Source organism: Mucilaginibacter pedocola (genome assembly GCF_002013915.1).
Taxonomy (GTDB): domain Bacteria; phylum Bacteroidota; class Bacteroidia; order Sphingobacteriales; family Sphingobacteriaceae; genus Mucilaginibacter; species Mucilaginibacter pedocola.
In genome coordinates, this window is the sequence record NZ_MBTF01000004.1 from 197,838 (window position 1) to 219,601 (window position 21,764).

Genomic DNA, 21,764 nt, shown 5'->3' on the forward strand with positions numbered 1-21,764 from the left:
TGCCAAGCCGCAAAGAAAATTGTTTGAACGACGTGGTTATTTTAATTCCAAAAACAACAATAGCTCATCTATGAGCGGTACCTGCGCAGGCACTAATTTCTGTTTAGCAGTTTCGGTATCAAACCAATCGGCCCGGTCAATCTCTGCAAAGCTTGCCGTTTTGCCCGAGCGGGGCGGCCATTCCATCTCAAAGTAATTGCTTTTGATATTGCCCGCATCTATATCGGCCTCAACTGCCCAGGCATATACTACCTTGCCGTTTTTATATTTTACCGGTGTCAAAGCCACAAATTTTCCGGCGATGTTATGGCCGGTTTCTTCGGTAAACTCGCGTTGGGCGGCATGCAGTGGTTCTTCATCATCTTCAAATTCGCCTTTGGGTATGCTCCATACGCCCGCATCTTTATTTTTGAAGAAAGGCCCGCCGGGGTGCGCCAAAAATACCTGCAATTGTTTATCGCTGAATCTGTAGGCTAATATCCCCGCGCTTTGTTTTGGCATCCTGATAGTTTTTATGGCAAAATAGCAAAACGCAAAGTTTTATACTTAGTTTTATCTGTACCAATTAACTGTATTATGGAAGATAACAGGTGGAAACAATTTAAGCTTTGCGGCGACTACAACGTAGACCTGCGCAGCCTTTATATGGCCTGGGCAACACCCGCCGGGCTGGAGAAATGGTTTTTACGCAAAGCCGATTTTTATACCCTACCCATGCGCCATCGCGATGGTGACGAGCAGATAGGCAAGGATGATACCTACACCTGGTACTGGCATGGTTACGATAATAACGTTACCGAAAAAGGCGTAGTGCTGGAAGCGAACGGTAAAGATCTTATCAAATTCACCTTCACTGGCAAAAGCGTGGTAACGGTAGCATTCAGCACGCGGAATGGGCTCACCATCATCGACCTTACCCAAGAGGATATCCCCGAAGAAACCGACCCCGAAAAGAACCTGCTGGTGCAATGCCAAATAGGGTGGACATTCTACCTCACCAACCTAAAATCGGTAATGGAGGGTGGTAAGGACCTGCGTAATAAAAGGGTGGAGTTGATGACTTGTTTTAAGTAATACAGTGATATTTTATGCCTCGCCTGTGACAATCACCTTATCAAATTCCATCTTCAAAAACACTAATTTTGCGCCATGTTTACAGGTATTATAGAAACTTTAGGCAAGATAACCGATCTGCGTGCCGAGCATGGTAATTTGCACATCACTGTAGAATCTGCCATTACCAACGAATTGAAAATAGACCAATCGGTAGCGCATAACGGCGTTTGCTTAACCGTGGTTGGGCTTACCGATACCACGCATACCGTTACGGCCATTGAAGAAACACTAAATAAAACCAGCCTCGGCCACCTCAAAGTTGGCGAACCTGTTAACCTGGAGCGCTGTATGCAAATGAATGCCCGGCTTGATGGGCACATCGTTCAGGGCCATGTAGACCAAACTGCCATCTGCACCAAATATACCGAACTGGATGGTAGCTGGGAATACACTTTTCAGTACGACTCATCCATCGGTAATGTAACGGTAGAGAAAGGTTCGATCTGCGTGAACGGTATCAGCCTTACGGTGGTAAATTCAGGGCCAAATTATTTTTCGGTTGCCATTATCCCTTACACTTACGAACATACCAACCTGCATAACGTACGCGAAGGCAGTGTAGTGAACCTGGAGTTTGATATTATAGGTAAGTATGTGGCGAGGCTGATGAACAGATAAATTAGCCGTAGAGACGCGATACTTCGCGTCTCTTTGATTTGCAAACGGGAGACGCGCAGTATCGCGTCTCTACGGTTAGAAAATCTTATTCGCTTACCCGTGCCTTTGCATACGCTATATATTGTTTCTCCCCGGCAGAAGGCTTTGCCGCCAAATATTTCCTGTAATACTTTACCGCCGTTTTCTTATCCTTCAAATGCACTTCATACAAGCTGGCCAGCGAATAATACAGCATAGGGCTGGCATCAAACTGCATCCCTTTTTGGTAGGCCGCCACGGCCTTTTTATAGCGGGTTAGTTTCTCGTTGCTATCAGCGATTTCGCCGTAGTAGGAGGCTATGCTTTCTGATATACCATCCTTAATCGCTTTCTCCAATAACGCTATAGCCTGCTTGTTATCTTTCAAGGCTTTAAAACACATGGCCGCATAATAATAGGTATATTCGTTTTGCATGAGCGGGGGGATATCGGCAAAGGTTTCGGCGCCGCAGGTGTAGTTTTTGGTATTGTAATAGGCAACGCCAAGGTTGGTACGTGTAAGCGTAGATTCGTTTCCCTTATGCAGCAGTGTTAGGCAGGCATCAATGGTTTCGGGCCATTTCTTTTGCGCATAAAACAATTTCATCAGGCTTTGCAACAGTACTATGTTTTCCGGGTCGGCGGCTATGGCTTTAGTGAGTACTTTCTCGGCCTGTGGCAGTAGTTTTATATCGATATAGCGGTTGGCCAGGTCGGCTGCTACATCGGGTTCGGCAGCGTTTAGTTTATTAGCGCGCTGCAGGTAAGCTATCTGCGAGCCGAAGTCGGCATTGTCTTTACTTATCTGCGCCAGTTGTTTGTAAACCATAAAATTGGTGGTGTCTTTAGCTACAATGCGTTTATAATACATCTCGGCTTTTGCCGAATTACCACGGCGCAGGTTGATGCTTCCCAGGCTAAACAGTACGGCCGTGCGGGTAGAATCGAGCACATAAATGCGCTGATAATAGCCCTCAGCTTCGGGCAGGCGACCGGCCATATTGGTAGTGTAGGCCAGTTGCGACAGTGCCTTGATATCTGATATAGGTTCCGTGTAAACGGTTTTCAGATAGTCGGCTGCATCTGCAAAGCGTTGATTTTGGTAATAGTCTAATAGCCGGGCATCATCAGCTTTGGTTTGGGCAAAAGATGTGTTTAGCACAATGCTTAACAGTAATATAGGCAGGATGTATTTCATATAACTAAATTATTAGTTATAAATCAAACTTCCAATTATTTTTTGGATCTCACCGATTTTAGGGCACCGATTCCATTGATTTTTATCAACGATTCCACCGATTAGGTCTGATTTCACCGATTGGGAAAATAGGGGAGATGATTGTTTGGCACGGTGCTTGAATGTAGTTAGGTACATTTACTAAAAACACAAATTATGGATAAGTTGAAGAAATTTGGATTGATGGAGAAAATAGTACACGAGCTGGAAGACCTGAAAAACAGCCAGCAGGCCATCATCCAAAAAATAGCAAAAATAGAGGTAGATAACATTGATTTGGGCGATAAACGCCTGGAAAAAGACCTGCCCGATATGCACCAGCGTGTGGCCGATAACCTGGACACCATTGCTGCCATACTGGAAGATTTTGCAAAACAAACCGACGAGTACAGCAATAAAAACAATATAGCTGCATTAAAAGAGCAGGAAGCGTTAGCTAATTAATTGAGCTACGCCCCCTAACCCCCTGAAGGGGGAACTTTTTTAAATACTAAAATGGCCCCAGCGATGGGGCTATTTTATTGTCTCGTCATGCTGAACTTGGTTCAGTACCCCACTCGGCAGGTAGCGTTCATGCAAAGCGGCTTTACGTTGTGGCTTGTATGATGGGGTGCTGAAACAAGTTACAGCATGACGTTAGTTGTTTTTTATTTCAAAGCCGTCTCAAAAAACTTCGCAGCCACATTGCCCACTTGCTGATGTACAGCTTTGCGGTTTACGCTTGCATTATCGTTAAAATATACCTCGCCGGCTGCTTTGGTTTCTTCTGTCGCTTCGTTCAGGAAAACGTAATGCCCTGTTTTACCGGGGATGATGAGCAGTTTGCTTTTGGGTATGAATTTGTGGTAATAGACCGCATTGGTTTTGATAGGGGCAATACTGTCGCTTTGCGAACCAACTATATACAGTGGCGCTGTTATACGTACCAACTGCGCTTTGCTTTTAAATGCCTGCCCTATGGCCGGGCAAATGGCAAAGAAAGCTTTTATGCGCTTATCCTTAAGGTCGGGACTGTTACGGAATGATTGGTCTGCTGCTTTTTCGTCTACCTGTTCTAAAAGGTTCGGGAACTCGGGGATGGTGGTTTCTTTAATGCCTTCCGGGGTATTGCTAAAGGCTTTTAAAGCATTAAAGTCCATTTTACCGCCTGCAAGGGCAATTACCGTGTAGCCGCCTATGGAGAAACCTGCAGCGCCGATTCGGTTGGCATCAATGGCTTTACCCCATTCTTTATCGTTCAGCAAACCGGTAAGTACAAAGCTGATATCCTGCGGGCGTTGCCATGGGGTTATAAAGTTGATGGCTATTTTATTATCGTAAGTGTTGCCCCAATGATCTACCGAGGCTACAATAAAGCCTTTCTGCACCAGCGCATCTGCCAACCACTCTAAAGTAATACGGCCGCCACCTGTGCCGTGCGATAGCATGATGAGCGGATGTTTACCTTCGGGTAGCTTAGCATCCCGAACGGTTGAGGTATGCACAAAAGGGTAGTGGGGTATCACAAAAGGTTCGCGGCTATCGGTTGTGGGGTACCAAACTTCGGTAACCAGCGGGCGTTGCCGGGCGGTATCGTTATACTTAATAGTACGCTGGCCTATTTTGGTGGCTTGCGCGCCGGCTATCAATGGCAGTGCCGCCGCCGCTACAATTATGATGTGTTTTACAATGCTTTTCATACAGCAAAACAAGGCATTAACCGCCGCTTGAAATTTGACAAATGTCAAATAATTTACTTTTTCGATTTCAGGCGGCTTAGGGTTTCCTGCGAGATGCCCAGGTAGTCGGCTATGATTTTATTGGGCAGCCGCCGGATTATTTCGGGGTTGGTATCCATCAGGTGCCGGTAACGTTGGGTGGCATCCATGGTGATGAGGCTTTCGATGCGTTTGATGGAGGCAATGTAGTCGCGTTCGAGGCTGATGAGGTACACGCGTTCCCAACCGGGGATGGTATCTAACAGTTCACGGAAATCGTGATGGTTAATGTACAGCGCCTCGGTAGGTTCGATGCTTTGAATATAGGCCAATGAAGGCTCCTGTAAAGTAAAACTGGGGAATGCCGTACCGAAACGCCCCTCGGTGATCAGGAATCGGGTAGACTCTTTACCGTTCACATCCATCATATACACCCGCAGGCAGCCCGAGTTTACAAAATAAATGTAAGGGCATACATCGCCTGCCTGTAATAATATCTCGTTCCGCCCGGTCTTCTTCAGCCTGAATTTTTGGCAAAACTCATCCAGTGCAGCTTCATCGGCAACCATATTGCGGGAAAGATATTGTTTGAGCTGGGTGTACATTGATGAGGGCAAGATAACAAATCCCCTTGTCATGCTGAGGGACGAAGCATCTATTCGCCAACATGCAAAGCGGCTATTGCTTTGTGGCTATCAGATCCTTCGCTCGCGCTCAGGATGACAAATTAAAAAGGTTGTCATGCTGAGGGACGAAGCATCTAATCGCCGATATGCAAGGCGGTTATTACATTGTGGCTATTAGATCCTTCGCTGCGCTCAAGGATGACAAATTAAAAAATGTTGTTATGCTGAGGGACGAAGCATCTAATCGCCGACATGCAAGGCGGTTATTGCATTGTGGCTAATAGATCCTTCGCTACGCTCAAGGATGACAAATGGGAAGAACCGCTTACTGATACTGTATATATACCGGCATCGGTTTCAAACTCAAAACCTCTTTTGGTGTAAGCATACGGTTCGGCGCGTTCTTGATGTCGTTTTTATAGAATAGCTTAAAACCGGTGAATTGTACGGGTTCGCCCTGTACAAAGTATTTGTAAGTGCCGCGTTTCAGTTCCGGCGGGCCCCAGCCGTCCATGTCCATTACAAATTGTACGTTATTGCGCAGTTTTATATCCTGGTAATTGGTAACCATGCGCTTAGTAAAGCGGTGTACCACAAAAACTTTTGGCGGCAGGTTGTATTTAATGCAAAGCTTGCTCAGGTAATCGGTAACGTAGTTAATATCCGTAGCATCAAAGGTACCTATGCGTTTGCCAGGCACGCTGCCTTCCTTCATTGAAAATTCCGGGTCGATGCCGAAGTGCACGTTGGGCATTTTTAAATATTTTTCCAGCAGCGGGAGTTCGGTTTGTACGGTGCTGTAGCCTACCTGTATATCTAAAAAAACCAAAGCATTAATAGGCTTTGCCATCTCAATAACCTTATCTATCTGGCTAAAAGGCATGCGCAGGTTATAGCGGCCGCCTGCACCGGCATCGGCCTGCGCGGTTACGCATATATAATGCAGGGCCGGGACAACGGGTGTTAGTGTATCTGCAGCTTCCCAAACTTTCACTTCGGCCATTAACCTGCGGCGCATCTCCACGGGTTCGTACTGGCCTAATGCACCCATGTTTTTGCTGTACATATTGCCGTAGTAAGCCACTATGCGGTTGAACGGCAAAATAGCACCGGGCAGGGGATAAGGCGCCTTTTTAACCGGCCAGCGTTTATCGCCATTGGCCATACGGTTCATCAGCGAATCATATTTAGCGGTATCGATAGCAGCGGGTTTGGCGGTGGTGTCCTGCGGAGTGGTTTGTGCGAAGGAGCTTGCTTTAAAAGCGATGAGGAGCAGTAGGGTGCAGAAGATGTTTTTCAAGTGCGTTATTTTAGATGGTATTAACGCGCAAGATAGCTTTAGGTTCTTAAGTGCCGAAATAGAATTGACAACTTTTAAAATTTGTCAAATCTTAGTAGGGTTTAAAAGCAAAATAGCGATGGGTGTTAAACCCATCGCTATTAATAATATTTCATAATTGTCATCCTGAACTTGTTTCAGGACCCCATTATACAAGCCACAATGCAAAGCTGCTTAGCATTACCGCTACCTGCCGTGTGGGGTGCCGAAATAAATTCGGCATGACGTGTTTGTGATATTACTGTCATAGCGATGGGTTTCAAACCCATCGCTATGTAGGCGTGTTTTGAATCTTAATCCACGCTCTTCCCCCGCATAGCGGTACCAATGGCAATATCCATTACGCGCTCGGCAAAGGGGCGGGTGAAGTTATTTAGCTCGTCTATCTTGGCGTGTATCTGGTCCTTGTCCTCGGTACCTAAAGCCACCTGCAGGTTGGTTACATGCAATTTGGTTTGTTCAACTTCTTCGGCTGATAGCAGTTGACCGTTCTTTTCTAAAAAGCGCTCTACGGTGTAAACCATTTGTTCGCCCTCGGTTTTGGCTTCTATCAGCATGCGGGCGGCTACGTCGTCTTTAGCGTTGGTAATGCTATCTATCAGCATTTTTTCAACCAAGTCGTCGTTTATGCCGTAGGCGGGTTTTACTTCTACCTCCTGTTTTACGTCGCTGCGCAGTTCAATAGCCTGCACTTTTAAAATACCGTCTGCATTCAGGATGAAGTTTATATCCACCTTAGGGAAACCAGCCGGCATGGCGGGGATGCCTTTCAATTCAAATTCGGCCAGTTTGCGGTTCTCTTTGATCAGGTCGCGCTCGCCCTGGTAAACGGCTATCTTCATGTTCACCTGGCCGTCTTTGCTGGTGGTGTATTGCCTGCCGGCCTTGGTTGGTATCTTACTGTTACGGGGGATAATAGTGTCCATCAGCCCGCCCATAGTTTCGATACCTAAGGATAACGGCGTAACATCCAACAATAAAATATCGCTTCGGTTGCCTGCCAGTACGTCGGCCTGTATGGCTGCGCCGAGGGCAACTACTTCGTCAGGGTTAACATCATCGTGCACCGGGCGGCCGAAAAAATCTGCCACCATCTTTTTCACCAACGCTGTACGGGTACTGCCGCCAACCATTATCACTTCTTCAATATCGGCAACGGTTAGTTTAGCATCCTTTAAGGCATTTTGGCAAGCGGTAATGGTTTGTTGTACTTTCGGGAGGATAAGTTCTTCGAAAGTATTGCGGTCGATAGTGCACCATATATCGCCTATTTGCTCGTTGAAAAGGCTTTGATGCGCAAAAGCTTTTTTAGCTTCTTCGGCCTTCAGTCGTAATTGCTGGGTGAGTTCGCGGTTGTTGGCCAGTTCCTCTTTGTCGATGTTGTTTTTCTCTATCCAGTAATCGGCAATGGCGCGGTCGAAGTCGTCGCCGCCTAAAAAAGTATCGCCATTAGTTGATAGTACCTCGAAAATGCCGTTCTGTATCTGCAGTATCGAAACATCAAATGTGCCGCCGCCAAGGTCGTACACGGCAACGGTTTTGGTTTCTTCCGGGTCGAGGCCAATACCGTAAGCAAGGCTGGCTGCGGTGGGTTCGTTCACAATGCGCAGTACATCCAAGCCGGCAAGCTTACCCGCATCGCGCGTGGCCTGGCGCTGCGAATCGTTAAAGTAGGCGGGCACGGTAATTACCGCACGGTTCACGGGCGTTTTTAGCGCGTGTTCGGCACGGTCTTTCAGTTCCTTCAGTATCATGCCCGATAGCTCGATAGGGGTGTAGAACTTATCGCCCACCTTTATTTTTACCAGGCTCTCGGTATCATCATCTATTATTTTGTACGAGAAGAAGTTTTGATAGTTCTTTACATCTGCATACGAGCGGCCTAACAGGCGCTTTACCGAGAAAACGGTATTCTGAGGATCGGTTATTAAAAACTCTTTGGCTTCGTTGCCCACCTTAATATCGCCGGTTTGGCCAAAATGTACCACGCTGGGTACCAATACGCCTTTGCCGGTATCGTTTATTACTTTCGGGTTTTTATCAGGATCGATAAAGGCAACCAGCGAATTGGTGGTGCCCAGGTCGATGCCTACAATAATATCTTCTTTCTGGATAGAGCCTGTTGCCAGGTTGATGGAAACTTTAGCCATGGTATATGCAATAACAAGGGGCAAATGTACTTAGTTTTGAGGGAGGAAATGTCATTTGGATTTCGGAATTCGGATGTTCGATTTCGGAATCCTTGCAAATTATGTCTTTGCGAGGCTTCTGCGAGGGCATCGCGCGGAATGCGAGCCGTGGCAATCTCATAGGACAAGCCATCATGTTTGGCAATTGATGTTGTGCCCATGCATCTGAGATTGCCACGTCGCTCCGCCCACCCGGCTGCCCGTCGCTCCTCGCAATGACAATGGGGCTTGCTTTCTCAAAAAAAGCCATTCCCAAACTCCAAATCACACAAATTTTCCTACTTTCAACCCCAATGAAAAAACTGCTGCTGCCACTGCTACTTATTACCGCCACTGCCGCAAAGGCACAGCAATTTGGGGGCAACCCGCCCTCCATCAAATGGAAGCAGGTGAACACACCCGAAACTAAGGTGATCTATCCGCAGGGAATGGATTCGGCAGCGCAACGGGTGGCCAATATCATCCAATACATTACGCCTAAAATAAAGCCCAGCCTTGGGTACAGGCAGAAGCAGATAAGCATTGTACTGCAAAACCAAACTACTATATCTAACGCTTATGTAGGTTTAGCACCATTTCGCAGTGAGTTTTATTTAACGCCCTCGCAAAATAGTTTCGAACTGGGTAGCTTGTACTGGCCGGGGCAATTGGCCATACACGAGTTCAGGCACGTGCAGCAATACAATAACTTCAATGTTGGCTTGTCGCATGCTTTACGGGTAGTTTTTGGCGAAGGCGGTCAAGCACTGGGTAATGATCTTTCTATCCCTAACTGGTTCTTCGAAGGTGATGCCGTTTACAACGAAACCCTGGTGAGCCAACAGGGCAGGGGGCGGCTGCCGTATTTTTATAACGGCTTCCGGGCGCTTTGGGCTGCCAACAAAAATTATAGCTGGATGAAGCTGCGCAACGGCTCGTATGTAGATTACATACCTAACCATTATCCGTTAGGCTATATGATGGTTGCGTACGGGCGCGAAAAATATGGCAGCGATTTTTGGGGGAAGGTAACGCACGATGCAGCATCGTATAAAACGGGTTTTTATCCTTTCCAAACAGCTATTAAAAAATACTCGGGGAAGAATTACAGGTCATTCAGGGATGGTGCGTTCGATCATTTTAAGAAACAGTTCGCTAATGATGACATCGTTAACGACAATGCACCCAAGCATTTTGTAGCCGACCAGGAATACCCTGCCTTTGTAAACGATAGCACACTGATCTATTTAAAAACAAGGTATAACCATATCCCCGAGTTTGTGCTAAGCAGCCAGGGGAAAGAACGCACCATAGCCGCACAATCCATAAATATGGATAACTATTTTACCTATCATGACGGTAAGGTTGTTTATGCCGCTTATCGCCCTGACCTGCGTTGGGGCTACCGCATCTACAGTGAGCTGGTAGTATTGGATATAAACACCGGCAGGGAGCAGCGTATTACCCGTAAAACCAAATATTTTTCGCCCGCTTTTAGCGGTGATGGTAAAACCATTGTAGCTGTTGACGTAGAGCCTTCCGGCAAAAGTGCGCTGCATTTATTAGATGCCGAAACAGGTAAGCTATTGTCGGCAATACCTAACACCGAAAAACTTTTCTACACCTATCCTAAATTTTATGCTGAAGATAAGATTGTATCTGCCGTACGGAACGGGAAAGGGGAGATGGCGTTGGCATCGGTTGATACAAAAAGCGGGGCGGTTAAATACTTTACGCCATTTAGTTTCGAGCCTATAGGGTTTATTACCGTGGCTGATGGCCGTGTGGTGTTCAGCAAAACCACCGGTGCTTACGATAAGCTGTTTATCCTATCCTTAAAAAGCGGTAAGGTTTATTTAAAGGATACGAGCGACGAGAATATGAGCCCGGAAATAGGCGCTTATCAGCCCGCTGTTTTTGGCTCTAAAATGGCCTGGGTCGGCTTTACGCCCTACGGATATACTATCCGTAAAGGTACTTTGTCGGAAAATGATATTAACGAAACGCCTTTACGCGAAGCTGAGCCGTTAACTAATATGGGCATTGATAAATTGGAGAAAGACTCAGCCACTAACTTATTGCCATTGGCTCCCAATACAGCTCTGCCGGTAACTAAATACAGCAAAGCACACGGGCTGTTCAACTTCCATAGTATTTTCCCTAACATTAACGACCCTAACTATTCGCTGGAACTGGCGGGGGAGAACGTGCTGAATACCTTCCAGTCGCGCGTGGCATTTAACTACAACCGCGACGAAGGCTACAAACGCATAGGCTACACCGGTATTTATGGCGCACTATTCCCGTACCTTTCGGCAGGTGCCAACTACACGTTCGACCGTAAAGGCTTTTATAAAGGCGAAAGCATCTACTTTAATGAAACCGACCTGCACGGCGGGTTCGAGATACCGCTAAACTTCACCGGTGGCAAAACTATTACGTTCCTGTCTGCCGGGAGCGACGTTTACTACAGTCAGCGTCGTTTTCAGCAGGCTTTTCGCAGCCGTTTCGAGGATAGCCATTACACTTACCTCAATAATTATATCAGCTTCAGTAACGAGATACAGCAGGCCAAGCAACAAATAAACCCGCGCCTGGCGCAAGCTATTTACCTGAACTATAAAACCGCTATAGCTGGATTAAGTGCCACCCAATTTTTGGCCAATGGTTCGTTCTATTTTCCCGGCCTTGGCATCAACCATAGTTTGGTTATCAGCGGGGCATTCCAACAAAAGGGGAAGGATAACAGCATAGGTTTCTCTAACGATTTCCCTTTCTCTAAAGGTTTTACCGCCGAAAGCCTGGATAAGATGCAAAAGTTTGGTGCCAGCTACCATTTCCCAATTGCCTACCCTGATGCCGGCTTTGCTAACCTGGCCTACCTGCTGCGCGTACGCGGCTACCTCTTTTACGATCATACCCACGCTACCGATGGCAGCTTTCTGCTGAATGGCAAACCCTTCAACGCCAACTTCCGCTCGGCAGGGGCGGCGTTATTTTTCGACGGAAAGATATTTAACCAGGCAGCAATATCATTCGGTATACGCTACAGCCACCTGCTGGATGATGACCTGTTCGGCGGGAACGGCAGAAACAGGATAGAATTGGTGCTGCCGGTGAGTATATTTTAGAAGGACTTATCTGTAAGGATAGGAAACGTCATGCCGAATTTATTTCGGCACCCCACATGGCAGGTCGTGTTCATGCAAAGCCGCCTTGCATTGTGGCTTGTATGATGGGTTCCTGAACCAAGTTCAGGATGACGATTATGAGCAGTAAGTAATTTAACTATTTGCCGCTGCGATAATACCCTTTACCACTTCTGCATCGGTAAAATACAGTGTGTCTTCGTCGGTTAAGTTATTGTTGAGCAGGATATGATCGTTGTGATACTCCATTTTGCTTTTTACGCTGGTACGTGCCGAACTATGTACTTCGGTAACGCCGGTAAAGCGCACCAGGTCGGCAACGTTATGGGCATTTACACCGCTGCCCGGCATAATGGCTATGCGGCCGGCGGCTTTCTCTACCAAATGGTTCAGTACGCTTGCGCCTTCCATAGCGGTGCTTTTGCCACCCGAGGTTAGTATACGGTCGCAGCCTAACTCGATCACATCCTCCAATGATTGGTAAATATCCTTGCACATATCAAAAGCTCGGTGAAAGGTAACGCCTAAGCCATATGCCTTGGCCATATCAACCAGTTCTTTGCAACGCGGTTTATCAATAGTGCCATCGGCATTTAGTATACCTATTACAATACCATCGGCACCAGCCTCTATGCAATTGCGTACGTCGGCTTTTATTACTTCAAACTCAAGGTCGGAATAAAGGAAATCGCCGCTGCGTGGGCGTATCAGTACAAAAACTTGTATATGTAAAAGTTTACGGGCCAATAGTAATTGCCCGAATGATGGGGTGGTGCCGCCTTCGGGCAAGTTCTCGCAAAGTTCAACCCTTATTGCGCCGCCCTCTTGTGCTGCAACTGCTGATGTTACCGAATTAGAGCAAACTTCTAAACTAACCGTTTGGTTCATAGATGATAGTTCATGGTTCATGGTCGCTGCGGGTTAGGGGATAGAGCAGCTACCAATGAAAATAGTTCATGGATAATAGTTCGTGGCGGTTGCCGATAGAACTGTGTGCAGGACAAATATAAAAATATGCTGCTAATCTTTATAGTCCATAGTCGATGGTCAATAGTCCATAGCAATTTAATTTCGAGCTATCCACTATAACTATCGACTATGGTCCATGGACTATAGACTATGGCCAACCGACTTCCGACTATTTCTCTTTCTTCTCGTCTTTGTAAAAGCTTTTGCCGTCTATTAGCAGGTCTTGCTTATCGGCAGTGCATACGGCGAATGAGAAGCCTTCCTGCAGGGCATAGGCACCGTATTCGCCTTTTTTGTTAATGGCTAAAAAGCCCACTTGTATCTTCTTAGCAGTTTCGGGTTTCTTTTTAATAATACGGGCAACAGCCTCTTTACAGGCATCTTCGGGCGACATGCCCTGGCGCATCAGTTCTACCACCAAAAAGCTGCCTACGTTGCGTATCACTTCTTCGCCCACGCCGGTAGAAGTAGCGCCGCCAACTTCGTTGTCAACATATAAACCGGCACCTATAATTGGGCTGTCGCCCACGCGGCCATGCATTTTAAAGGCCATGCCGCTGGTGGTGCAGGCACCGCTTATATTGCCTTTGGCATCAATGGCCAGCATACCAATGGTATCGTGGTTGTATTTGCCGCCGGGGCGGTGTTGTTCGTTCTCTATGTTTATCAGGGGCGAGTACTCGGCTTTCTTTAGCCATTTTTTCCAGGCCTTTTCCGATTCAGGGGTAAGCAATTTTTCGCGTTTAATGCCCTGCTCTACGGCGAATTGGCTTGCGCCATCGCCAACCAGCATTACGTGCGGGGTTTTATCCATCACCAAACGCGCTACCGAAATAGGGTGGGCTATATCTTCCATAGCAGCTACCGAGCCGCAATTGCCAAACTCATCCATAATGCAGGCATCCAGGGTAACAAAACCGTCGCGGTCGGGGTAACCGGCGCGGCCAACGGTATGGTTCTTCATGTCCTGCTCGGGTATTTTTACGCCTGCTTCTACGGCATCAACGGCGCGGCCGCCTGCTGCAAGGGTCTTCCATGCCTCTTTGTTTGCGGGCACGCCAAAGTCCCAGGTAGATATTACGATGGGCAATTTGCCGCCTTCGGCCCTGCCTGTTGTATTTTGAACGGTTTTAGCTACGCTGTATTTAGAGAAGGCTGCTAACGATGCGCTTGCGGCGCCTGCTTTAAGGAATTTTCTACGGGTAAACATGTGGCTAATATAAATTAAACGATAATTAATACCGGGCTGTGTAATAGCTTTGATACAGATGTCACCAATTTGTCACCCCCTTAAGCCGTCGTGTTTTAAAGAAAAAGGATGAATAATATCGAATAACGAATTTCGAATATCCAATATCGAAGGTGTATCCGCGCCAATGGCCTTTATAACATCAGAATGTTTTTCATTCATCATTCGATATTCGTTATTGGGTGTTCGATATTATTCTTCTAATTCCCCATCCTCCGCCAATACCTCGCGGCAGCGCTCCAGGTCGCGTTCGAATATTTTCAGTTTGATGCCGCCTATGGCCTGGTTGTAAAAGGGCTGTGCCACTAAGGTGTTTTCGTCGGCAATAAAGCAGGGGATGCCCGCATCTTCTAACCGCGTACGGATGATGTGCGCCAGCATAGGGTCGTAGTATTGTTCGAAAGTGATTATCTTATCGTTGATTGGTTCGATCATAATTATTAAACTGGTTTTAGGCCAAATTAGTTTAATTTCATTTATTTTGAAGCATGAACCGTATCGACCGTATCTCCGCTATCCTTATCCAACTGCAATCGCGCAGGGTGGTAAAGGCCAGCGATATTGCCGAGCGGTTCGGTATTAGCCTGCGCACTGTGTACCGCGATGTACGCTCGCTGGAGGAAGCCGGCATACCCGTAATAGGTGAGGCCGGCGTAGGGTATTCACTGGTAGATGGCTACCGCTTGCCGCCCATAATGTTCACCCGCGAAGAAGCCACCGCCTTTTTAACAGCCGAAAAATTTGTAGAGAAAATGACGGACGCCTCTACGGCAGCGCAGCACAAATCGGCCATGTATAAGGTGCGGGCTATCCTCAAATCGGCAGAGAAGGACCTGCTTGAAAGTATTGATAACAGTATAGAAGTACTTAAAAGCCGCAGCCAGCGTCCCGTGGCAACCGATGGGCACTTACAAGCTATCCTGAACGGCATTGCCCATAAAAAGGTGCTGAATATAGATTACTTTGCCGGCTACAGCCAGACCAAGACCAAGCGGGATATTGAGCCCGTAGGTATATTTTATTTAGATAACTACTGGCACCTGATAGCCTATTGCCGTATGCGGCAGGATTACCGCGATTTCCGCATTGACCGCATACGCAGCCTGACTGAAACCGGCGATACATTCGAAGGTAAACACCCCACATTAAAGGAGTACATAGCCAAAATGGCCTACGAGCACAAGCTGGAAACCATTGTAATGCGCGTGGATAATAAGGCTGCAGTTTACCTAACCGAACAGCGGTACTACAATGGTTTTGTATCAGAAGTGCAACTGGAGGGGCAGGTAGAGATGACCTTCCTCACCATATCGGTAGAAGGCTTCGTCCGCTGGTTTATGATGTACGGCGACCAGGCCGAAATAGTAAGCCCGCAGTTTGTAAAAGACAGGATAAGGGAACTCGCCAGCGAAATAGCGGGGCGGAATTGAACTAAGTTCACTATTTACTCACCCCGAACGCGCTCCGCTGTTCGACCCTCACTTCCTGCGGAAGAGAGGGTGAGCTGCAATTTTTAAATCCTCTTTACGAAGTAGAGAGGGTGGCCCAGCGATAGCGAAGGCCGGGTGAGTCAACTCGCAGACGGTACTCTCAAAAAACAGGTTCTGCCCATTCCTTAAACCTCAGAAAATAAGTGCTCCTTTGATTTCGCAGTTGCGAAAATGATAGCTTACGGCAACTATTCTCCATTCAACAAATCTCTATTCTCTAAAGCGCTCCTGACATACCCTTGTCACTCACCCTACCTTTCTTTGCCAAAAAACAAAAACGAATTACCCTAACACGCGTTAATTTTATATGGCATCAGCAACCCGATACTGGATAGTAGTGGCCGCTAAAGACCACGTGGCCCGTGGCGTGGCCGGTGGTTTTATGCAGGCCAACCATGGCAAACCCGGCCCGTTGAAAAGGTTACAAAAGGGCGATGGTGTGGTATTTTATTCGCCCAAAGACAAGTACGAGGGCGGTGAGGCATAGCAGGCTTTTACCACAATAGGCAGGGTGAGCGATGATGAAATTTACCAGCATAAAATGAACGAAGGGTTTACGCCGTACCGCCGCAATGTGGAGTTTTATAAAACTGAGGATGCACCTATTGCCCCGTTGATAGATAAGCTAAGCTTTATAGAAAATAAAAAGCAATGGGGGTATAAATTCCGCTTCGGCTTATTTGAGATAGGCGAGGAGGATTATAAACTGATCGAAGCTGAAATGATAAAAGATAGACCAACAAAAACAACCAGCATATAAACCAATGGAAAACTTAAAATTAGAAACCCAAATTACTTTTAACGCCCCGAAAGCCGCCGTGTGGCAAGGCCTAACCGACCCTGATGTGGTGAAGAAATACTTCTTCGGTACTATGCAGGAGAGTGCCTGGATGGAGGGTAGCCCCATTACCTGGAGCGGCGAATGGGAGGGTAAAACCTACCAGGACAAAGGCACTATACAGGAAATAACGCCCGGCGAATATGTGAAGTACAGCTACTGGAGCAGCATGAGTGGCTTGGAAGATAAGCCCGAAAATTACCAAATAGTAAGCTACAAATTGAGCGAAAAAGACGGCGTTACCACCCTTTATATTACACAGGAGAATGTGAAAGACCAGGCATCCAAGGAGCATTCGGAAAGTAACTGGCAGGCTATTTTTGGCGGCTTAAAGAAGCTGCTGGAAGAGCCGCAATAGGGTAGGGCAGGGGCAAAAATATTTATTACCGCCTTGCATTTTTTACTGCCGGTACATGCTATATTTAAAGCATGTATTTTGTTTCGGTAACACGTTTACGGGTTCGCAGCATCAGGTTTTTGCCGGCGTTTTTGCTGGCGAACGGGGGCATTGTGCGCTACATAAAAACCGTAAATGGCTTTGCCGGGGGCATGGAATTGCTGGATAAAAACCTTACCTTTTGGACGGCAACGGTATGGCATTCGGAGGCAGATATGAAAGCTTTCCGCAGTGGCGAGCCCCACAAAAAAGCCATGCGTAACCTGCCTCATTGGTGCGACGAGGCCGCCTATGCGCATTGGCAACAGCAAGAAAATACCCCGCCCGATTGGGATATTGTGCACGAAATGCTGCTTGCCGAAGGGCGTTTAAGCAAGGTAAAATACCCCTCTATTCAGCAAGGTGTAATGGCCTATCCGCCACCCAAATGGCGTAAAACCCAGCGTATACTTGCGTCTAAAGCTTTAGCCTGAATGTAGCTTAGATAAGTTTATTAAATATTTGATTATAAATTATTTATGGGTCATTATAATAAAATGTTATACAGGATAAAGCTTGATAACAACTAATAGGTGGTTACAATCCCAATAAATTAAACTTTTTATTTATATAATACATGTAAATAATTGTAAATAAATATTTTAAATAGGCATTATAAAAAATCGTTATGGTAATTATATACTATCGCAACCCGCCAAAAACTCCCTAAAGAACTTTCTTTAAAAGATTAACTGATGAGGCTTTAATAGCCGAAACGAGCGATGCTCGTCTTAATCACAAATGATTAACGTTACTCCTGTCATACGTGGCAGAAAGGTTGTGTGGTGATACCAAAAACTACAGGCACATGGTAAAGCTGTCCCATGGTGAACGCAAATAGCGGGATCGATTGATAGATGTACAAGAATATTGCACGGTTGAGCCGCAAATATTGTACTACCTGTTGTTAGGTATAATGCAGCCAAAGGCGGTTACAAGCCCGATTGAAAAATGCAGAGTATAACCTAATAATTGAGTAACTTTAATTAGCAAATTGTTTACCCAGTAATACTTCTACCCCCATGCTAAACAATACAGAATTTAAAACCATCATTGATGTAGTCACGCGCTTTCCAAATGAGAAAGCATGCCATGAGTATTTAGCCTCGCGCCGTTGGAGTGATGGCGTTATATCTTGCCCCCATGAGGGCTGTAGCTCTGAACGTGCGTACGTATTCAAAGATGGCATACGTTACAAGTGCTGCGAGTGTAAAAAGCAATTCACAGCCAAAACAGGCACGTTCATGGAGGCAAGCAATATATCTACCATGAAATGGTTTGTAGCTATCTATTTGTTCCTCCATAAGAAAGGCGTTAGTAGTATTCAATTGGCTAAAGACGTTGGCATCACTCAAAAGAGTGCATGGTTTGTACTCCATCGTTTACGCCTTGCATTAGGCAATGAGGAGCATGAGCAATTAGAAGGCGTTGTAGAGATAGACGAAACGTTCGTTGGTGGCAAAGCGCGCTTTAAACACAAGCGTAAGCGGTTGAAGCATAATCCAGGCAGAGGATGGAGGGATAAAACACCAGTGTTGGGTATGCTGCAAAGAGGCGGTAAATTCAAGGCATTTGTTGTGCCTGATGTATTGATGCTCACCCTAAAGAAAACGGTTTATAAGCACGTTAAAGGTGGTTCAGACTTAATGGGTGATGGCTTTACAGGATACAGGTCATTAGAGCGCATATACAACGTGCAATGCGTTGACCATGGCAGAGGGCACTACGTAGACGGTGACGTTCATACGAACACCATAGAGGGCGCGTGGAGCCAGTTTAAGAAAGGTATCTGCTCTACATACCACAAGACTACGCCAAAGCACCTGCAGGGCTATGTAAATGAATTTGCATTCAGGTATAACTACAGAGGGCTAAGTTCACAGTCGCAATTAGATAATGTTATCAAGAACATGAAATGCAGGCTCAAATACAAAGATTTGATAGCAGCATAGTTTTTTGGCACAAATACTGTAACTTCGCTATTAGACATCACATAATCTCACAGTCATGAAGCATACAGATAAAAAAGAGCTTGCCTGCGCACCAGTGCAAAATCCTGTGCCGGCTACTCAACAGAAACAAACAAGCGGGGATAGTAGGTTTGATGCAGCAATAGATAAATTGCTAAAGAAGCCAACACCACACGTACCTGCGAAATAATTAACAGTTTAATATTCACACGAACGCCACTACCTTAACTGGATAGTGGCGTTTTTAATTTTACAGCTATGTGGTTAGTGCGTTACATTGCCAAAATGGCTAAGGTTTACGAGTCGAGTCCACACGTAATGATGGTGGATTTCCTTTTGTTTTTGGTGTTTTTTCCTCTTTCTGTTTTTGCTCTTGTTGGTGGATTGGAGTTGTTGTTTTTTTACTTACAAATATACTTAGAGATTCGGAAATAGTTTTGGGTAGGGCTAAGCAAAATGTTACAACAGCCAACCCAAGAGTCAACCAAACATTCCAAAAGCTAATCCTATTTGCTTTTTCTTGAATTTTGGCTTGATTCCACGAATTATAGAACAAAAGCCCCGATGGCTTTATTGAAGCGAAAACGGTCATTACATCAAACCAGTTATTGGGAGGTTCGACAATTTCATTTCCCACCTCCCAAATAGTATAGTAATGGATATATCCCAGCTCCTTTAATTCGCCTAAAAATATATTTGGCATTTCTCTCCAATTTACAGGCATTGTGTCCAACATGTTGTCTTTTCTGAGAAACGCTTTAAACTCATGGGAAACGTTGACGCTGTCACCTATTCCCTTTTCATAGCACTTTTTAAGAACTATGAACAATAAATCATTATCCATTTGTGAGATGATTGTGATGTTTTAGTACCTGCTACCGCCGCCCTCTTGATACCCCCGTTTTTCTTCACTGGTTAGCGTGTGAGATTTTTTAATGCCATGTAATATACCAACTATACACGAAATATAAAGCAACATGAATGCCCTGTAAACGTGGTTCATATCGGGTCCGTTTTCGCCATCGATATAAGAATAGTAAACGAATGAGATAATGGCACAGGCGGCAGCAAAACCACCAAATAATTCAATTTTAACAAACAGGGCATTCCTTTGATTATCCATGTCCACAAATATGGCAATAGCTATTGATTTTGATACCTTGTAAAAAAACCACAGCACCACCAAATAAATCAGTGGCGTTAGGTAATACATTATCATGGCAGCTTTATATCTGTCACTTTTTGCTCTGAGCTTATAAAGCCACCCATTGAGCCACGGCTTTCACCATTGTAGTAAAACGTTACTGTACCAACGCCATCTCCATTTGTGCTGCTTGATATATTGGTGCGGTAAATGACACGTATCACGTCGCCATGAGTTACAGGAGAAGCTTTGTATGTAGTGTTACCCGATTGCCCGTCTACCTTTAAAAGTTGTTCGCTCTTTTGATTACGAACCTCAATGTAGAATTTGGTGGCATCTGTGAAACCCTTTACTTCGACCCTAAATTCGGTTGCTAATGTGGGGTCAACTTTTGATTTTTTGCAGCCTGTACAGAATAGCAGGCACAGGGCTATAAGCCCGATGAGGTTTAGATTTTTGTTCATTGTGTGAGAATTTGGATAAAAAAATAGCGTGACTGAAAAATCTTTAGCTACCCAGGCTTCTCACGGCCTACACGCAAAAAGATACAGCCACGCCATTGCTGGCGCACTCATACCTCGGTTTGCGTGTTGCTGATGTTGTGAGAATTTGGGCAGCACTCCGATTATTAGTACAATACTTTAAACAGCATAAAACTAAGTCATAAGATTCGTATAACAAAAAAGAAATTAAAATGGACGAAGATAACTTCTATACAGGACGGCTTAATGAGCCACAATTGATAATATTGGATAGGGTTAAAAAAGCAGTAGCAGGGCTATCTGTTTTAGAAGCCAAAGAAGTGTTAAGTGCTGCTATACATGAAACAGAAAGGTTGGCTGTTGCGCCTTATCCTACCTCACACCCTTCATAGCATTAAATACAGATGAACCAATTTCATCTGGTAGCCTATCCAGCTTGTTGATTAACTCATGGATTAAAATAGCATTATACTGCATTATCTTATCACTCATTCGAGCATTAAAATACTGAATGTAAAGCCCCATATTGTCAATAGCAGACATACCTGTGTCGGTAGAAAAATCATTCATTAATGATTTGAAATTGTTTTGGATTTTGTTAGGCATAATTGTGATGTTAGTGATGTAGGCAGCAAATTACATAAAAAAACAAACAACAGGCAACCTATAACTTTTTGTTATAATACAGATAAATAAAGAGGGTTAGGATTGTATATAATTACCATCGTTATACAGCAAAATGGACCATAAAACAACCCAAATCGATACCTTTTTAGTAGCAGGCATTACTGTTCGTACTATAAACAAACCCGGCCATGCCGATAAGGATATCGGGGAGTTATGGCAGCGTTTTTTTCAGGATAATGTTGCTGCTAATATTCCGGGTAAACTCAGCGATGATGTTTATTGCGTTTACTCAAATTATGAATCGGATTACACCGGACACTACACCACTACCCTGGGTTGCAAGGTTGAGTCGATAGAAAATTTGCATGATGGTTTTGGAGGTGTAGAAGTGCCGGGCGGCAGTTTCCACCAGTACCAAACTGAAGGCGAAATGCCGGCTGGAGTGATAGCCGCGTGGCAACATATTTGGACCAATGAAAACGCGCGGAGATACACCGCCGACTTTGAAGTTTATCCCGCCCAACCAGAAACTGAGGGACCGTGCATGCCGCAAATTTTTGTTGCGGTTTAGAGGGCGTTCATACTTTCCGG

At 45.5% G+C, this 21,764-nt stretch carries 24 protein-coding genes and 1 pseudogene; 12 read left to right on the top strand and 13 right to left on the bottom strand.

What is annotated here, in order from left to right:
• Positions 1-36: 36 nt before the first annotated feature.
• Positions 37-501, bottom strand: coding sequence for an NUDIX domain-containing protein (locus BC343_RS07860; protein WP_078347208.1), 465 nt, complete (start codon positions 499-501; stop codon positions 37-39).
• 75 nt (positions 502-576) lie between these two features.
• Between BC343_RS07860 and BC343_RS07865 the strand changes: the two genes are divergently transcribed.
• Both BC343_RS07865 and BC343_RS07870 read left to right on the top strand, forming a co-directional pair.
• Positions 577-1,074, top strand: coding sequence for an SRPBCC family protein (locus tag BC343_RS07865; protein WP_078347209.1), 498 nt, complete (start codon positions 577-579; stop codon positions 1,072-1,074).
• 75 nt (positions 1,075-1,149) lie between these two features.
• Complete coding sequence (locus BC343_RS07870) at positions 1,150-1,734, top strand: riboflavin synthase (protein WP_078347210.1); 585 nt, start codon at positions 1,150-1,152, stop codon at positions 1,732-1,734.
• A gap of 85 nt (positions 1,735-1,819) precedes the next feature.
• On the opposite strand, the gene BC343_RS07875 is transcribed toward BC343_RS07870, so the two are convergent.
• Positions 1,820-2,950 carry a tetratricopeptide repeat protein gene (locus BC343_RS07875; RefSeq protein ID WP_078347211.1) on the bottom strand — a complete coding sequence of 377 codons (1,131 nt, stop codon included), beginning with the start codon at positions 2,948-2,950 and terminating at the stop codon, positions 1,820-1,822.
• A 195-nt stretch (positions 2,951-3,145) separates the two neighbouring features.
• Here BC343_RS07875 and BC343_RS07880 point away from each other — a divergent pair, with 195 nt between their 5' ends.
• Positions 3,146-3,433 (top strand): hypothetical protein, encoded by a 288-nt coding sequence (locus BC343_RS07880; protein ID WP_078347212.1) that lies wholly within the window; start codon positions 3,146-3,148, stop codon positions 3,431-3,433.
• A 203-nt stretch (positions 3,434-3,636) separates the two neighbouring features.
• Here BC343_RS07880 and BC343_RS07885 read toward each other — a convergent pair whose 3' ends face one another.
• The 4 genes from BC343_RS07885 to hscA all read right to left on the bottom strand — a co-directional run bounded on the left by BC343_RS07885 (position 3,637) and on the right by hscA (position 8,801).
• Positions 3,637-4,668, bottom strand: a complete 1,032-nt coding sequence (locus BC343_RS07885) for an alpha/beta hydrolase family protein (protein WP_078347213.1) — start codon at positions 4,666-4,668, stop codon at positions 3,637-3,639.
• 53 nt (positions 4,669-4,721) lie between these two features.
• Positions 4,722-5,291: a Crp/Fnr family transcriptional regulator gene (locus BC343_RS07890; protein WP_078347214.1), complete on the bottom strand. Its 570-nt coding sequence runs from the start codon at positions 5,289-5,291 to the stop codon at positions 4,722-4,724.
• Between the two features lie 346 nt (positions 5,292-5,637).
• The gene (locus BC343_RS07895; RefSeq protein WP_202909747.1) at positions 5,638-6,612 is read right to left on the bottom strand and encodes a hypothetical protein; all 975 of its coding nucleotides are present in this window, start codon (positions 6,610-6,612) and stop codon (positions 5,638-5,640) included.
• Positions 6,613-6,944: 332 nt separating this feature from the next.
• Entirely contained in the window at positions 6,945-8,801 is a 1,857-nt protein-coding gene (gene hscA, locus BC343_RS07900; protein ID WP_078347215.1) for a Fe-S protein assembly chaperone HscA, read from the bottom strand.
• A 332-nt stretch (positions 8,802-9,133) separates the two neighbouring features.
• Between hscA and BC343_RS07910 the strand changes: the two genes are divergently transcribed.
• On the top strand, positions 9,134-11,950 hold the full coding sequence (locus BC343_RS07910; protein WP_078347217.1) for a TolB family protein: 2,817 nt from the start codon (positions 9,134-9,136) through the stop codon (positions 11,948-11,950).
• A 153-nt stretch (positions 11,951-12,103) separates the two neighbouring features.
• On the opposite strand, the gene BC343_RS07915 is transcribed toward BC343_RS07910, so the two are convergent.
• The 3 genes from BC343_RS07915 to BC343_RS07925 form a co-directional block, all read right to left on the bottom strand.
• Complete coding sequence (locus BC343_RS07915) at positions 12,104-12,877, bottom strand: copper homeostasis protein CutC (RefSeq protein WP_238381727.1); 774 nt, start codon at positions 12,875-12,877, stop codon at positions 12,104-12,106.
• A gap of 229 nt (positions 12,878-13,106) precedes the next feature.
• Complete coding sequence (locus BC343_RS07920; protein ID WP_078347218.1) at positions 13,107-14,147, bottom strand: N(4)-(beta-N-acetylglucosaminyl)-L-asparaginase; 1,041 nt, start codon at positions 14,145-14,147, stop codon at positions 13,107-13,109.
• 231 nt (positions 14,148-14,378) lie between these two features.
• A complete protein-coding gene (locus BC343_RS07925; protein ID WP_078347219.1) occupies positions 14,379-14,621 on the bottom strand; it encodes a putative signal transducing protein in 243 nt (80 codons plus the stop codon).
• A gap of 53 nt (positions 14,622-14,674) precedes the next feature.
• On the opposite strand from BC343_RS07925, the gene BC343_RS07930 reads away from it, so the two are divergent.
• The 6 genes and pseudogenes from BC343_RS07930 (at position 14,675) to BC343_RS30965 (ending at position 19,110) form a co-directional block, all read left to right on the top strand.
• Positions 14,675-15,616, top strand: coding sequence for a helix-turn-helix transcriptional regulator (locus BC343_RS07930; RefSeq protein ID WP_078347220.1), 942 nt, complete (start codon positions 14,675-14,677; stop codon positions 15,614-15,616).
• Positions 15,617-15,983: 367 nt separating this feature from the next.
• A pseudogene (locus BC343_RS31345) lies at positions 15,984-16,436 on the top strand (EVE domain-containing protein).
• Positions 16,437-16,440: 4 nt separating this feature from the next.
• Complete coding sequence (locus tag BC343_RS07940) at positions 16,441-16,872, top strand: SRPBCC family protein (RefSeq protein ID WP_078347221.1); 432 nt, start codon at positions 16,441-16,443, stop codon at positions 16,870-16,872.
• A 71-nt stretch (positions 16,873-16,943) separates the two neighbouring features.
• Entirely contained in the window at positions 16,944-17,384 is a 441-nt protein-coding gene (locus BC343_RS07945; RefSeq protein WP_143822102.1) for a hypothetical protein, read from the top strand.
• 588 nt (positions 17,385-17,972) lie between these two features.
• Positions 17,973-18,902 carry an IS1595 family transposase gene (locus BC343_RS07950; RefSeq protein WP_078347223.1) on the top strand — a complete coding sequence of 310 codons (930 nt, stop codon included), beginning with the start codon at positions 17,973-17,975 and terminating at the stop codon, positions 18,900-18,902.
• Between the two features lie 55 nt (positions 18,903-18,957).
• On the top strand, positions 18,958-19,110 hold the full coding sequence (locus BC343_RS30965; RefSeq protein ID WP_156088741.1) for a hypothetical protein: 153 nt from the start codon (positions 18,958-18,960) through the stop codon (positions 19,108-19,110).
• A 99-nt stretch (positions 19,111-19,209) separates the two neighbouring features.
• On the opposite strand, the gene BC343_RS07955 is transcribed toward BC343_RS30965, so the two are convergent.
• From BC343_RS07955 to BC343_RS07965, 3 genes are read right to left on the bottom strand one after another with little or no spacing between them, the layout of a single operon-like run.
• Entirely contained in the window at positions 19,210-19,764 is a 555-nt protein-coding gene (locus tag BC343_RS07955; RefSeq protein ID WP_078347224.1) for a hypothetical protein, read from the bottom strand.
• Between the two features lie 21 nt (positions 19,765-19,785).
• Positions 19,786-20,139 carry a hypothetical protein gene (locus BC343_RS07960; protein WP_143822103.1) on the bottom strand — a complete coding sequence of 118 codons (354 nt, stop codon included), beginning with the start codon at positions 20,137-20,139 and terminating at the stop codon, positions 19,786-19,788.
• Positions 20,136-20,528, bottom strand: coding sequence for a hypothetical protein (locus BC343_RS07965; protein WP_078347226.1), 393 nt, complete (start codon positions 20,526-20,528; stop codon positions 20,136-20,138). Before BC343_RS07965 ends, BC343_RS07960 begins: the two co-directional genes overlap by 4 nt.
• Positions 20,529-20,758: 230 nt before the next feature.
• Between BC343_RS07965 and BC343_RS30720 the strand changes: the two genes are divergently transcribed.
• Positions 20,759-20,938 (top strand): hypothetical protein, encoded by a 180-nt coding sequence (locus tag BC343_RS30720; protein WP_143822104.1) that lies wholly within the window; start codon positions 20,759-20,761, stop codon positions 20,936-20,938.
• On the opposite strand, the gene BC343_RS07970 is transcribed toward BC343_RS30720, so the two are convergent.
• On the bottom strand, positions 20,919-21,152 hold the full coding sequence (locus BC343_RS07970) for a hypothetical protein (RefSeq protein WP_078347227.1): 234 nt from the start codon (positions 21,150-21,152) through the stop codon (positions 20,919-20,921). The genes BC343_RS30720 and BC343_RS07970 overlap by 20 nt on opposite strands.
• A 133-nt stretch (positions 21,153-21,285) precedes the next feature.
• Between BC343_RS07970 and BC343_RS07975 the strand changes: the two genes are divergently transcribed.
• The gene (locus BC343_RS07975) at positions 21,286-21,744 is read left to right on the top strand and encodes a GyrI-like domain-containing protein (protein WP_078347228.1); all 459 of its coding nucleotides are present in this window, start codon (positions 21,286-21,288) and stop codon (positions 21,742-21,744) included.
• The last annotated feature ends 20 nt before the right edge of the window (positions 21,745-21,764 follow it).

Excerpts from the sequence above, each read along its gene's own strand:
- BC343_RS07860 (WP_078347208.1), bottom strand. The coding sequence starts at position 501 with ATGCCAAAACAAAGCGCGGGGATATTAGCCTACAGATTCAGCGATAAA.
- BC343_RS07865 (WP_078347209.1), top strand. The coding sequence starts at position 577 with ATGGAAGATAACAGGTGGAAACAATTTAAGCTTTGCGGCGACTACAAC.
- BC343_RS07870 (WP_078347210.1), top strand. The coding sequence starts at position 1,150 with ATGTTTACAGGTATTATAGAAACTTTAGGCAAGATAACCGATCTGCGT.
- BC343_RS07875 (WP_078347211.1), bottom strand. The coding sequence starts at position 2,950 with ATGAAATACATCCTGCCTATATTACTGTTAAGCATTGTGCTAAACACA.
- BC343_RS07880 (WP_078347212.1), top strand. The coding sequence starts at position 3,146 with ATGGATAAGTTGAAGAAATTTGGATTGATGGAGAAAATAGTACACGAG.
- BC343_RS07885 (WP_078347213.1), bottom strand. The coding sequence starts at position 4,668 with ATGAAAAGCATTGTAAAACACATCATAATTGTAGCGGCGGCGGCACTG.
- BC343_RS07890 (WP_078347214.1), bottom strand. The coding sequence starts at position 5,291 with ATGTACACCCAGCTCAAACAATATCTTTCCCGCAATATGGTTGCCGAT.
- hscA (WP_078347215.1), bottom strand. The coding sequence starts at position 8,801 with ATGGCTAAAGTTTCCATCAACCTGGCAACAGGCTCTATCCAGAAAGAA.
- BC343_RS07910 (WP_078347217.1), top strand. The coding sequence starts at position 9,134 with ATGAAAAAACTGCTGCTGCCACTGCTACTTATTACCGCCACTGCCGCA.
- BC343_RS07915 (WP_238381727.1), bottom strand. The coding sequence starts at position 12,877 with ATGAACCATGAACTATCATCTATGAACCAAACGGTTAGTTTAGAAGTT.
- BC343_RS07920 (WP_078347218.1), bottom strand. The coding sequence starts at position 14,147 with ATGTTTACCCGTAGAAAATTCCTTAAAGCAGGCGCCGCAAGCGCATCG.
- BC343_RS07925 (WP_078347219.1), bottom strand. The coding sequence starts at position 14,621 with ATGATCGAACCAATCAACGATAAGATAATCACTTTCGAACAATACTAC.
- BC343_RS07930 (WP_078347220.1), top strand. The coding sequence starts at position 14,675 with ATGAACCGTATCGACCGTATCTCCGCTATCCTTATCCAACTGCAATCG.
- BC343_RS07940 (WP_078347221.1), top strand. The coding sequence starts at position 16,441 with ATGGAAAACTTAAAATTAGAAACCCAAATTACTTTTAACGCCCCGAAA.
- BC343_RS07945 (WP_143822102.1), top strand. The coding sequence starts at position 16,944 with ATGTATTTTGTTTCGGTAACACGTTTACGGGTTCGCAGCATCAGGTTT.
- BC343_RS07950 (WP_078347223.1), top strand. The coding sequence starts at position 17,973 with ATGCTAAACAATACAGAATTTAAAACCATCATTGATGTAGTCACGCGC.
- BC343_RS30965 (WP_156088741.1), top strand. The coding sequence starts at position 18,958 with ATGAAGCATACAGATAAAAAAGAGCTTGCCTGCGCACCAGTGCAAAAT.
- BC343_RS07955 (WP_078347224.1), bottom strand. The coding sequence starts at position 19,764 with ATGGATAATGATTTATTGTTCATAGTTCTTAAAAAGTGCTATGAAAAG.
- BC343_RS07960 (WP_143822103.1), bottom strand. The coding sequence starts at position 20,139 with ATGATAATGTATTACCTAACGCCACTGATTTATTTGGTGGTGCTGTGG.
- BC343_RS07965 (WP_078347226.1), bottom strand. The coding sequence starts at position 20,528 with ATGAACAAAAATCTAAACCTCATCGGGCTTATAGCCCTGTGCCTGCTA.
- BC343_RS30720 (WP_143822104.1), top strand. The coding sequence starts at position 20,759 with ATGGACGAAGATAACTTCTATACAGGACGGCTTAATGAGCCACAATTG.
- BC343_RS07970 (WP_078347227.1), bottom strand. The coding sequence starts at position 21,152 with ATGCCTAACAAAATCCAAAACAATTTCAAATCATTAATGAATGATTTT.
- BC343_RS07975 (WP_078347228.1), top strand. The coding sequence starts at position 21,286 with ATGGACCATAAAACAACCCAAATCGATACCTTTTTAGTAGCAGGCATT.